Raw genomic sequence first — 12,141 nt, 5'->3', positions numbered from 1 at the left:
GTTTTGATACCTGCTTCGCCAGTTAAATATTGCTGAACGACAGAGAGCTTGAATTGCGTTGAGTACTTGGACATAAAAACACCCCAAAAATATGGACGGGTGTCCAACTTTTGGGGTGCAGTTCAATTCGCGGCTTTTTTTACGTCTGAAAAATTACACGCCTAAATCTTCAACCCACTTCAGCGCCTGTACATGCGAGCGGTTAAGCATATCTGGCGTGAGCTGGAGCTGCTCACAAAGAAAAGGAACTTCTGTCATATTCGGGTCTTCACAGGCCTCGGCAAGCGCCAGAAACGGACCGTAAATACCGGTTCTGGTCATGAGCGCATCGGTTACATTTTCCGGAAGAATTAGTGTTTCCAGGATTCTTTCCATTGGCATATCAAGCAGCACATCGAGTAGAGAGAATACACCAACAATAAATAAATTATCTCTGTCTTGTCCATCGAGTAAATGTGCGCCAAGTAATTCAACTAAGCGGCCACGTGTAATTGCGGTTTTAAGTAATGCAGGGGGTGAGCCATTATCTGCGCCTGCCGTGACAAGAAGCAGAGTCAGCCAGCGATAAAGCTTTTGATAGCCTAATATCGTCACAGCATGGCGGAATGACTGAATTTCACACGAGAGGCCAAAGCCAACCGAATTAATATAACGCAGTAATTTAAAGGACAAAGCCACATCGCGTTTAAGCGCGTTTTCAATGTCTTTTAATTCTGCATTATTGCGCAGCATATTTAATAAATTAAGGATGTTGGCATAACTTGGGTTGATAACTTTGGCGGCAAGTGTTTCAGGATGAGCAAAGTAATAGCCCTGGAAGCATTCAAAGCCTAATTCCATGCATTGCTTGAATTCATCTTTTGTTTCTACTTTTTCAGCAACCTGCAGTGCTTTTGAGCAGCGCAACTCTTTAGAAAGAGCTGGCACTTGCGACATGCCTAAAAGCTGAATATCCAGTTTGATGTAGTCGGCAAATTCTAAAAACGGTGCAGTTTGAGGAGTAAGTACAAAATCATCCAGCGCAATTGAAAAACCCAGCTCTTTAAGGTTTTGTAAACGGGCGAGCAATTGCGGAGTGGCTTCGGTTGTTTCAACAACTTCTAAAATCACGCGTTCAGGATGAAGTAATTCAAGGAAATTACTTTCAAGCATTGATTCAGCAACGTTAATAAAAGCAAGCTTATTACCAACCAGCCAATCCGTACCCATATTACTGAGTGTGTTGACCAGAACATTGGTGCCAGCCTGCATATCGCTGGAGAAGTTAGCGGTAACCGCTTCTTGATTAAGCCGAAATAGCAGCTCATAGCCAATAATTTCTTGCTGGCGGTTGAGGATGGGTTGCCTGCCGATAAATGCGTGGTCTTGCGTCATATTTTTGAAACACCCTGTGCGCGATGCCGGGCTGGCATTCGCATCGGAAAATAATATCAGTTTGCACCCGGGATATGAGCATACCCCGGGTATTTACTTAAAGGTTAAAGCGTTTTTTCAAGGAAGCGTGAAGTACGGATTGCAGAGTTATCTGCATCAGCAGCACCTAACAAGTCTTCCATATCAAGAACAAGTACAACCGAGCCATCGCCAGACAGTGTTGCCCCTGCAACGCCTTTAGGGCGGATGTTCTGCAGTGGTTTGATCACCACATCATCCCGGCCAATAAAGCTGTCCACGGCCAGAATAAACGAGTGTTCTGCTGATTGCATCAGCACCCCAAACTGAGGAAGCTGCACTTCTTCCCAGCCGAGCAGGCTGGCTAAAGAGCGTACGGACAGAATTTCGTCGCGGACAACAATTGTGGCCCGGCCAGATACTTCCTGAATCTGCTCGTGGCGGATAGGAATGATTTCCCGCACCATGGCCAGCGGCACTGCAAACGGCTGGCCACACACACGAACCACAAGCACAGGCAAAATAGCCAGTGTAAGCGGTAAGGAAATCGTGAAGCGCGAGCCTTCGCCAACAATGGACTGAATGTCGATACGGCCATTTAAACGCTGGATATTGGTTTTAACAACATCCATCCCTACGCCGCGGCCAGAGACGCTTGAAACCTGGTCTTTGGTTGAAAAACCGGGCATAAAGATCAGCTGCAGGCTTTGTTTATCGTCGAGGCTGTTTGCCGTTTCGATATCAATCAGGCCTTTTTCAACAGCTTTTTTACGAATCACATCAGGGCGCATTCCGCGTCCGTCATCGGTGATGGAGATCAGAATATGGTCGCCCACCTGGGTGGCGGATAATTCAACAATGGCTTTTGCCGGTTTGCCGCTGGTTTTGCGATCTTCCATGGTTTCAATACCATGATCGACTGCATTACGAACCAAGTGGACCAGAGGATCATTCAGATCCTCCAGCATGGTTTTATCCAGCTCAGTTTCTTCACCGGAAATAACCAGTTCAACATCTTTGCCAAGCTGACGTGCAAGGTCACGAGCCAAACGCGGGTATTTCTGGAAAAGACGTCCGATTGGCTGCATGCGGGTTTTCATCACCGCATTTTGCAGATCACCTACAAGCAGATCCAGCTGGCTGATGGCCTCATCCATTGCTTTGAGGGTGTTGCTGTCCATCTTGCCAGCCATAATATCAGTGCGTAATGTGGTGAGGCGGTTTTTGGTAAGACCAATTTCACCTGACAAATTAAGCACCTGATCCAGACGCACAGTATCAATCCGGATGGTGGCTTCCTGCGGTGCCGCAGCAGTTTGTTGCTGCTGTTGTTGTTGCTGTTGGGGAGGAGGCGCCACAGCTGTTTTTGTAACAGGCGCGGGTTTTAAGCTATTCATTGGGTCAGAAACAACTTGTTCCATGGCTGCAGGCTCATGCTGTATGACATTAACAGGCGCAGCAATTACTGCACCAAGAGTTTCGTTTTTGCCAAGTAAGGCATTATAAAGTGCATCCCAATCTGGCCCCTCACTTGCCAAATGAACTGCCGGCGCAGCAGGAGCCGGGGCCGCAACAGCTGCAGCCACTGTTTCAAGCGGGCGGCCTTCAAGTACGGCATCCAGTGCGGCAATGAGATCTTCAGGTGCATTATTGGGCAGTGCACCTTTGGCAAGGGCACCAAACATATCACGCACCACGCCGGTAGCGGCCATGATGGTGTCCATGATTTCCGGGGTGAGTACAAGCTCCAGCGTGCGAAGCTTATCAAACAGGTTTTCAGTTCGATGACAAAGCCTGACCATTGCATCGACATTCAGAAAACCTGCTCCGCCTTTAATGGTGTGGAACCCTCTGAAAATATCATTCAGCAGGTTTTTATCATTAGGTCGTTTTTCAAGCTCTACAAGCTTGTTGTCGACTTCAGACAGGAGCTCAGACGCTTCTGTTAAAAAATCTTGCAGCAGATCTTCCATGCCGCCAAAGTCAGTGCTCATCTTCGCTCCCCCAAAGGTTGCGTACATTCATTTTAAAGGTGCTCAGAAACCCAGACTTTCTAATAAGTCATCAACCTGGCCCTGATTGGTCACAATATCTGTGCGGCCTTCAGGGTTAATTACTGGTCCATTCAGAAGCGATGCTTCTTCGTCCGGTCTGAGCCCTTCGACCTTTGCGCCGCCCTGTGGAGAGAACATCAGCAGGAAGTCCATCAGATGGGCTTCCATTTGCTTGGACATATCCAATACTTTTTTAATCACTTGCCCGGTCAGGTCCTGGAAGTCCTGAGCCATCATGATTTCCAGCATCTTACTGCTGACCTGATCAGAGCCTGCGACCGTTTCGTTTAAGTGAGTGCGGGTTTTTTCAACCAGGGCTTTAAACTCATCAACAGAAAGCTGGTTTGCTAAAAGCTTATCCCATTGGCCGCTTAATGCTTTGGCATCATCACTGATTTTGTCTTGGATGGGCTTTGCCGCATCCAGTGCATTGAGTGTGCGATCCGCAGCTTGCTCGGTTAGCGTTGCAATATAGGAAAGGCGATCACGGGCGTCGGGAATATCATTCGCCGCTTTTTCCAGTGATTTATCCAGACCTAATTCTTTGAGCGTATCGTGCAATTTTCGAGTTAAATGCCCGATGTGTGAAAACATGGCACGGGCAGGATCATTGAGTTCTTCGGCAGTAAGCGTTGGCACAGTACTTGTAGCGACAGGGGCGGTAACGGCAACCGGCGCAGGCTCTGTGGGTTCACTATCCTGATTGGAATGAACGATACTATCGAAAAGTGCTTCCAGGTCAGCGGAATCTCCGCTATTTAGTGCATGATCGTTCACAGTCGCCTCCGGTGCGTCTGTCAGGTTCTTGTTCTACTTGCTCATATTGGCGAAAACTTTCTTCAGTTTTTCATCCAATGTAGCGGCTGTGAATGGTTTAACGATGTATCCGTTGGCGCCTGCCGTAGCCGCTTCAATGATGTTTTCTTTTTTCGCTTCTGCGGTCACCATCATCACAGGCAAGTGTTTGAGCTGTGCGTCTGCACGAATCGCGCGCAAGAGCTCAATGCCTGTCATATTCGGCATATTCCAGTCTGTAACCACAAATTCAAAAGAACCATTCTTTAGCTTATGCAAAGCAACTTGGCCATCTTCGGCTTCGTCTACATTTGAAAAGCCCAGCTCTTTCAAAAGGTTACGCACAATACGGCGCATAGTGGAGAAATCATCCACCACTAAAATACGCAGGTTACTATCTGCCATGTGTTGCTCCATGTCGTTTACATAAAATGTGCAAACGGCTTGTTTTTATTAATCTGAAACTAACCAACCAGTAAGGGAGTGATGGTGTCGGCTAGAATGACCGGGTCGAATTTTGCCACATATGCATCTACACCAACACTGCTACCCATTGCTCTGTTTGCATTTGAAGATAATGACGAATGCATAACAATAGGAATGCCTTGGAATCGGTTATCGGATTTAATGTGCTTTGTCAGAACATATCCGTCCATTTCCGGCATTTCGGCATCGACTAAAATCATTTTTAATTTTTCACGAAGACGCTCGCCGTCATGTGTTGCGCGATTCGCCAAGTTTTGTAATTTATCCCAAGCTTCCCGACCATTATTTGCCTGATGATATTTCACGCCAATTTTATCGAGAACGCTGATGATTTCTTTGCGGGCCACCATAGAGTCATCCACAAAAAACATGAATGTTTCTGGGTTAATGGAGGCGCGTTGCAGATCAGGGATAATTGGCTCGCCAATAACGCTGGCTAATATTTGCTCTACATCTAAGATTGAAACAAGTTTGCCATCGGGTAATTCAGTTAAAGCGGTAATCAGCTGCTGATTGCCTGCTAACATGGTTTCCGGTGCCCGCACTTTATCCCAGTCCACACGGATAATTCTATCCACTTCGTGAACTAGGAAAGCCTGAGTGTGTTTGGAGAACTCGGTCACAATCATTGTGCTTGTGGCATCAGCCGCAGGCGTTTCTTGCGTCGCTACAAATTTTGCCAGTGCGATGACCGGGATAATATTACCACGCAAAGAAAGCACACCTTCAACGCCTAAAGGCATATTGGGTGTTTTGGTAATTTTTGGTGTTTGCGATACTTCGCGTACTTTAAAAACATTAATGCCAAATATTTCGCGTGTGCCCAAAGTAAACAGCAGGATTTCCATTTTATTGGAGCCCGCCAGTTTCGTTCTGGCATCGATGCTTTCAAGCAAGTTTGTTTGATTACTGGACATGAAGGGCCTCCCTTATATTGCGTTTTAATCTGCTCATTCACTGAGAAGGAAGTTGGCGATGGCTTCAGATAAGCGATGAGGCTCAAATTTTGCTACATAGCCATCTACACCCACGGATTGCCCAAGTTTTTGATTTGAAGCACCGGATAATGAGGAGTGCATCAGCACTGGAATACCGGCAAATCGTGGATCGCTCTTAATAAGTTTTGTGAGCATATAGCCATCCATTTCTGGCATTTCCACATCGGTAAGAACCAGCTGCACCATATCTTTTACAACTTTACCCTGCAGATCAGCAGATTGCGCAATCCGCTGCAATTCATCCCATGCTCGTTTTCCATTGATAGTTGATATGTGCTTGATTTTCATTGCATCAAGCGTCATTTCAATCTGCCGCCGTGCAACAACGGAATCATCGGCAAGGAAAACTGTTTTTGTGGTTAAACTTTTATCCTGGATAATCGTGTCCGGATCAATTTTGTCTGATCCGGGGATCGATTCAGCAAGTACCTTTTCAACATCCATCATCATCACAAGCTTGTTGTTTTCGAGCTCGGTTACAGCGACAACTAAGCCTCCCATTTGCGACATCAGCATATCAGGCGGCACACGCATCTGAGACCAGTCAAGCCGCAAAATGGTATCTACTGCTTCAACCAGAAAGCCTTGTGTATGACCGTTGTATTCTGAAACGATCATAATTTCAGGCCGCGATGAGGTAGATATACCCGCATATCGTGCAAGATCAATAACGGGAACTAAGGTGCCCCGTAAGCTGACCATGCCTTCAATGGAAGGAGGCATATCAGGCGCCTTCGTGATTTCAGGCGTTCGCATGACTTCCCGAACTTTGAAGACATTAATGGCGAAATTTTCCCTCCGGCCGGTTCGCTCATCCTGTCCGAGAGTAAATAAGAGAATTTCCAGCTTGTTGGTACCAGCAAGCTTTGTACGAGCATCAATATTTTTTAATAAGTCAGACACGGAGTGGCTCCAAGCTGCGTTTAAGTATTCTTAACCGACTGTGTGTAGGGGTGGAACATTTAGGAAGCAGCTGTACAAACACAATAAAGACGCGATTATAGCCGTAAGACAGGAACTAAATAAACTTTCACTAATATTATGACTGAGTTTACGAATTTGTGGGTGGATCATTATTTTGCTCAACTGTCTAGTCACTTTATAATGTAAAAACAAAAAAGCAACAAGAAAGGTGTTATATGCCTAATCCCAAAATGGCGATTGATCCCCGTGAGTTAGAAAGTGCTTTTTCACTTTTTACCGAAGCATCAAATCAGCTTAGTCTCGCGTACGCAGATTTGCAGCAGCAAGTTGTTTCTCTTACCGGTCAATTGGAAATTGCTAATGGCAATTTACGAAGGGAGCTGGATGAGAAGGCGGCATTATCAAGGCGTTTATCTGTATTACTGGAGCGATTACCAGGAGGCGTGGTTGAATTAAATGAACAGGGTGTTGTAGTTGAATTGAACCCTGCAGCACGTTCAATGATGCAGAATCTGTCAGTTGGCTGTGTGTGGGAGGAATATATTGGTGGGTTTTTACAATCCACAAATGTACCTGACTTGTGGCTGTCTCAATCCTCAAAAGGGGAGCGAAGACTCAGTATTGTTGTGAATAATATGCCGGGTGAATTTGGAAAAATCATGCTGGTACATGATATTAGCGATACATGGGAATTACAGCGGGCTTTAACGCAACACAAACGCCTTGCTGCGATGGGTGAAATGGCCGCGGGGCTGGCGCATCAATTACGTACCCCTTTGGCGACAGCCCTCTTGTATTCAACACACCTGGCCAAACCTGCATTAAGTGACAGTGACAGGCATAAATTCGGGCAAAAAAATTTAGCCCGCTTAAGACATCTGGAAGTACTGATTCAAAATATGCTGAGCTTTGTGCGCGGGCATGAGGTGCCTGCAGAGCCTGTTATCCTCTCGGGTTTATTGAGGGAAGCGCAGCAATTAATGCTGCCGCAGCTACAGGCTCAGGACATGAATTGTGTTTTAGATTTGCCGCTGGAGTATGAACATTTAGTTGTTAATGCCAATCATAAAGAGCTTTTGGGCTGTGTGACTAATCTGATTGATAATGCAAGGCTTGCCTCAAAGCCCGGGGACGTGATCGGGCTTTTTCTATCTGCACAGGAAAATATGGCAGAGCTGAGGGTGGAAGATCATGGCTGTGGTATGTCTTCAGAGGTGCAGGAGCGTTTATTTGAGCCATTTTTTACCACCAGAAAAGAAGGTACAGGGCTGGGGCTGGCCATTGTCAGCAATTTGCTGGCTCGCTTAGGCGGAGAGATTGGCGTAAATTCCAACCTTGGAGCCGGTAGTTCGTTTACGATACGGTTGCCAGTTTTGTATTGCCCGACTAAGGTATGAAAGCAAGACCACTTATTTAACTTTCTCATGTCTTGTTTTTTTGTTGTGATTTTAAACATGTAACTTTCATGGAGTTGAGGTTTGTATGACGCCAACTGTGCAGATTGAAGGGGATGTGGGCCGTGTAGTCCTCTCCGGACAGTTCGATTTCAGCGCCCACCGCGAGTTTCGCCAAGTATGTGAAACGCTGATTAGTAACCCAGGCATCAAAGAAGTCCTCGTTGACTTTCAAAACGTAAATTATCTGGACAGCTCCGCACTTGGGATGCTGTTGCTGCTCAAAGAAAAAATCGGCGCTGCAAGTAAAAGCTTAGCCCTTGTAAACTGTAGGGATTCGGTCAAACAGGTGTTGGATATTGCCTGCTTTGGTAAGATTTTTATTATACGTTGAAGCTTGCAATGAAAATTCTGGTCGTTGACGATACTGAATCCGTACTCTTACTCATCTCTCGTTTTGTAGAGGCGTTAGGGCACAAGGCTATTCAGGCTCACAATGGGCTGGAGGCACTGGAAACCTGGCGGCGGGAAAGGCCTGATCTGGTGCTGATGGACATGATGATGCCTGTCATGTCGGGTTTGGAGGCGGCTGTTGCGATAAAGCATGAGGCACATGAGACGTGGGTGCCGATTGTTTTTGTCACTGGAGTCGGCGAAGAAAACAAGCTGGCGGAGGCGATTGAGCAGGGGGCTGATGATTACATCAATAAACCTGTTAATTTTCGTGTGCTTGAAGCCAAGTTAAAAGCATTTAGCCGTACCTTAGAATTAAATCGAAAAGTAAGAGAGCAATCTCTTAAATTGGCAGATTACTATGATCGTGCAGAAGAAGAAAAACGCGTAGTCAGTCATTTAATGGAGCAAATGGTCAATGCCGAATTGCTTTATGATCCCCAATTTGAATACTACCTGTCCCCTGCGGAAAGTCTGTCAGGCGATTTAATTGCTGCCGCCAGAACACCCGGTCAGGCTTTATATCTGATGCTGGCCGATGGTATTGGCCACGGGCTGACCGCCGCACTGAATGTATTGCCCCTTACCCAGCCTTTTTATACGATGACTGAAAAAGGCTATACCATTTCTGATATTTTAATTGAAATGAATAAGAAAGTGAGGCAAGTACTGCCTATAGGGCGATTTGTTGCACTGGTCCTTATTTCTATAGATGAATCCGCGGGTTGCATTGAGGTCTGGAATGGAGGGATGCCTTCAGTTCAGGTAATGTCCCCTGATGGTGAAATCAAACATACTTGGAAGTCCTCGCATTTACCCCTTGGCATTGTGCCAACCAACGCCATGGACGTGATGACGGATCGTTATTATTTTAACGAGCCGGCATGTCTTGCTGCTTATTCAGATGGTTTGATCGAGGCCAGGCACTCCAGCAAAGGCGATTATGGTTTAGACCGGCTGCTGCAGGTCCTGGCGGCGGCACCTGCAGATCAGCGTTTATTCCATGCAAAAAATGATTTAGCCCATTTTTTAGATGGTGAGGCTCATCATGATGATATTTCTCTTGTACTTGCTTATTTTGGTGACAGGCCAATTGCAAGATCTAAAGAGCGAATTCCTGCGGTTTCGGAGGAAGTAAATATTTCTACACTGGCTGCCTTAGGAGAAAGCGCATGGAGATACAGCGTTGCACTGGGGGTAGATGAAATCCGGCATATTAATACCGTGCCCTTTATGATGAATTTTATTGGCGGCGTCAGATCATTAGCGCACAGCCAGTCTGATGTTTTTCTGATTTTGACCGAGTTATTTGTAAATGCACTTGATCATGGCGTTTTGGGCCTTAATTCGGCCATGAAACGTGGCGCAGACGGGATGGAGCAGTATTTATGTGAACGTGCTAATCGTTTAGAAATGCTGACTGAGGGCCGGATAGAAATTGATTTAACCGGATTACATTATGATGGCAAAGATGTTTTAAGAATCCGGGTTAAAGACAGTGGCCCAGGTTTTGACTGGTCTCAGCTTTATTCTGGTAATGTAGAATTAAGCCACCAGCTGGCTTTTGGCCGTGGAATTGCATTGGTGCGCTCGCTCTGTGCTTCAGCCCAATATCACGGCACGGGTAATGAAGTTGTTGCTTACTATATCCCTCGTACTGAAACCGTATAAATTGCCACCTCTCTTTTTTTCTGCTTCCTGTATTTCATTGTTTACAAATTAAAGCCACCTTCCGGCCACAATTAATGTGGCTTCTTGTTTTATTGGTTCGATCCCCGGTCTGTCCCCCCCACTTATATTCCTTCTATACCCGATTCTTTAATCTGTCTTGTCTGGTTTTGGTTTCAATTCCTACAGGATAAGCTATCTTTATTAAATGCAGAAGGAGGCATTTTGCTATTGATAGCCTGTATTAAATCTGAGGTTTTTTATGTCTAAAAAGTCCCTTCATCTATTGTTTTACTTCGCCGTGTTTGTAAGTGTGGTGACAATAGTGATTGTATGGAGTAATACATCTCTGTGGTTATTCACCACCTGCGGTTTAATTGCGGCCTGGGGCCCGCTACTTATTCTGAAATTTACAGAGCATACCCCGGCAATAGAGAAAGAAGCGGCACAGTTTAAAGACCTTCAGCATATGGGGGGCTCCTTACAAAAACAATCTGATATGTGTCTTTTTTCAGTATCGCAATTACAGCTGGCAGATAATGAAATGAAGCGGGCGGTAGAGATTTTTGCAGATGCAATTCCTGCTTTACTCAGTGGTTTTGTTGAAATTGCCGATCAATCACGCTTACAAAAAGAAATGGCAGAATCTCTTTTTAAACATACAGCCGGTGAGAGCGGTGGTTGTTTTGAATCATTTGTGACTGAGACATCCGAAATTCTGACTATTTTTGTGGATAGTATTATCTCCAATTCTTACACCGCAATGGGGCTGGTGGATCAAATGGAGAAAGTGGGCAAAGTGGTAGAGGAGGTACTGGGTGTTTTAAATGAAATTGAATCAATTGCAAAACAAACTAATTTATTAGCGTTAAATGCTGCTATTGAGGCGGCCAGAGCTGGAGAGGCAGGCAGGGGCTTTGCAGTGGTCGCTGATGAAGTGAGGGCGCTTTCAATGCGCACCAATCACTTTAGTCGGCAGATTCGCGGTAATGTCCGGCAAATTCATGAATCAGTAGCTATAGCAGAGGAGGCAATTATGAAACTGGCCTCGCAGGATATGAGCAAGTCAATGCAGTCAAAGGTGCAAGTAGAGAAAACAATGGCAAGTATTGGGGTGATGAATAAAAATGTTGAGTCAGTTGTGAATGAATTAGCCAAAATTGCGAATCAGGTAGAGCACGGAGTATCTAATGCGGTCCGGGGCTTACAGTTTCAGGATTTGGTAAATCAGCTTTTATTACATGCTAAAGGCCGTGTTGCTGCTCAGTCAGAAATACAGGAAGCACTGGCATTAATTTATGGCTATATTGCAAATCAGAAAAACCCGGTTTTGGCATGGAAAGAAAAAATAGCAGAATTACAAGAACTTGGCGAGCGGTCTTTATTAATGGCGGATGCATTGCATAAAAATCCTGTAGCTCAGGAAAGTATGAGCAGTGGCGATATCGATTTATTTTGATGGTTTCATTGTAATACCCTGCTGAGGTCTTTTTTGCATAGATTCCTTTAATAGAAAAGTAAAGGTTGAATGCTTGATTTTTTAAACACGTGTATAGCGATTAATACATAGTTGGAGGGAATATGGCTAAAAAGATTCTGACCGTTGATGATTCTGCATCGATTCGGCAAATGGTGGTGTTTACCCTGAAAAGTGCAGGTTACGATGTGGTTGAGGCCAGTGATGGAAATTTAGGCGTTCAGCAGGCAAAAAAAATGCAGGTTGATTTAATTCTAACCGATCAGAATATGCCCGGCATGGATGGGCTGACGCTGATTAAAACGCTGCGTGCCACGCCACAGTATAAATCCATCCCCATGCTGATGCTCACGACTGAATCAAGTGATGCCATGAAAATGCAGGGCAAAACGGCAGGTGCAACAGGTTGGCTGGTGAAACCGTTTGACCCTCAGAAATTACTCGAAGTGGTACGCAAAGTGATTGGTTAGTTATAAAGCCCAGCTTGCCACTGAAGGAGG

At 45.5% G+C, this 12,141-nt stretch carries 11 protein-coding genes; 5 read left to right on the top strand and 6 right to left on the bottom strand.

All coding sequences use genetic code 11. The features are described from left to right. Nucleotides 1–153 precede the first annotated feature (153 nt). The 6 genes from CSQ88_RS11595 to CSQ88_RS11570 all read right to left on the bottom strand — a co-directional run bounded on the left by CSQ88_RS11595 (nt 154) and on the right by CSQ88_RS11570 (nt 6,628). Nucleotides 154–1,374: an EAL and HDOD domain-containing protein gene (locus CSQ88_RS11595; protein ID WP_099398255.1), complete on the bottom strand. Its 1,221-nt coding sequence runs from the start codon at nt 1,372–1,374 to the stop codon at nt 154–156. Nucleotides 1,375–1,478: 104 nt separating this feature from the next. Then, entirely contained in the window at nt 1,479–3,386 is a 1,908-nt protein-coding gene (locus CSQ88_RS11590) for a chemotaxis protein CheA (RefSeq protein WP_099398254.1), read from the bottom strand. 42 nt (nt 3,387–3,428) lie between these two features. Further along, nucleotides 3,429–4,223 (bottom strand): protein phosphatase CheZ, encoded by a 795-nt coding sequence (gene cheZ, locus CSQ88_RS11585; protein WP_099398253.1) that lies wholly within the window; start codon nt 4,221–4,223, stop codon nt 3,429–3,431. Between the two features lie 33 nt (nt 4,224–4,256). Next, nucleotides 4,257–4,646 (bottom strand): chemotaxis response regulator CheY, encoded by a 390-nt coding sequence (gene cheY / locus CSQ88_RS11580; RefSeq protein ID WP_046351200.1) that lies wholly within the window; start codon nt 4,644–4,646, stop codon nt 4,257–4,259. Between the two features lie 59 nt (nt 4,647–4,705). Then, complete coding sequence (locus tag CSQ88_RS11575; protein WP_099398252.1) at nt 4,706–5,644, bottom strand: chemotaxis protein; 939 nt, start codon at nt 5,642–5,644, stop codon at nt 4,706–4,708. 33 nt (nt 5,645–5,677) lie between these two features. Further along, nucleotides 5,678–6,628, bottom strand: coding sequence for a chemotaxis protein (locus CSQ88_RS11570; RefSeq protein WP_099398251.1), 951 nt, complete (start codon nt 6,626–6,628; stop codon nt 5,678–5,680). Between the two features lie 236 nt (nt 6,629–6,864). On the opposite strand from CSQ88_RS11570, the gene CSQ88_RS11565 reads away from it, so the two are divergent. The 5 genes from CSQ88_RS11565 to CSQ88_RS11545 all read left to right on the top strand — a co-directional run bounded on the left by CSQ88_RS11565 (nt 6,865) and on the right by CSQ88_RS11545 (nt 12,111). Further along, nucleotides 6,865–8,046 carry a PAS domain-containing sensor histidine kinase gene (locus CSQ88_RS11565; protein WP_099398250.1) on the top strand — a complete coding sequence of 394 codons (1,182 nt, stop codon included), beginning with the start codon at nt 6,865–6,867 and terminating at the stop codon, nt 8,044–8,046. A gap of 85 nt (nt 8,047–8,131) precedes the next feature. Continuing rightward, nucleotides 8,132–8,437 carry an STAS domain-containing protein gene (locus CSQ88_RS11560; RefSeq protein ID WP_099398249.1) on the top strand — a complete coding sequence of 102 codons (306 nt, stop codon included), beginning with the start codon at nt 8,132–8,134 and terminating at the stop codon, nt 8,435–8,437. Nucleotides 8,438–8,445: 8 nt separating this feature from the next. Next, on the top strand, nt 8,446–10,167 hold the full coding sequence (locus CSQ88_RS11555; protein ID WP_099398248.1) for a fused response regulator/phosphatase: 1,722 nt from the start codon (nt 8,446–8,448) through the stop codon (nt 10,165–10,167). Between the two features lie 259 nt (nt 10,168–10,426). Further along, the gene (locus CSQ88_RS23580) at nt 10,427–11,623 is read left to right on the top strand and encodes a methyl-accepting chemotaxis protein (RefSeq protein WP_099398247.1); all 1,197 of its coding nucleotides are present in this window, start codon (nt 10,427–10,429) and stop codon (nt 11,621–11,623) included. Nucleotides 11,624–11,745: 122 nt separating this feature from the next. Then, complete coding sequence (locus tag CSQ88_RS11545) at nt 11,746–12,111, top strand: response regulator (RefSeq protein WP_099398246.1); 366 nt, start codon at nt 11,746–11,748, stop codon at nt 12,109–12,111. Nucleotides 12,112–12,141: the final 30 nt, after the last annotated feature.

Origin of the sequence: Iodobacter sp. BJB302 (assembly GCF_002735645.1) — a bacterium.
Classification (GTDB): Bacteria; Pseudomonadota; Gammaproteobacteria; order Burkholderiales; family Chitinibacteraceae; genus Iodobacter.
Note: the sequence above shows the minus strand (reverse complement) of the source record. Positions and strands in the feature narration are given on the sequence as shown.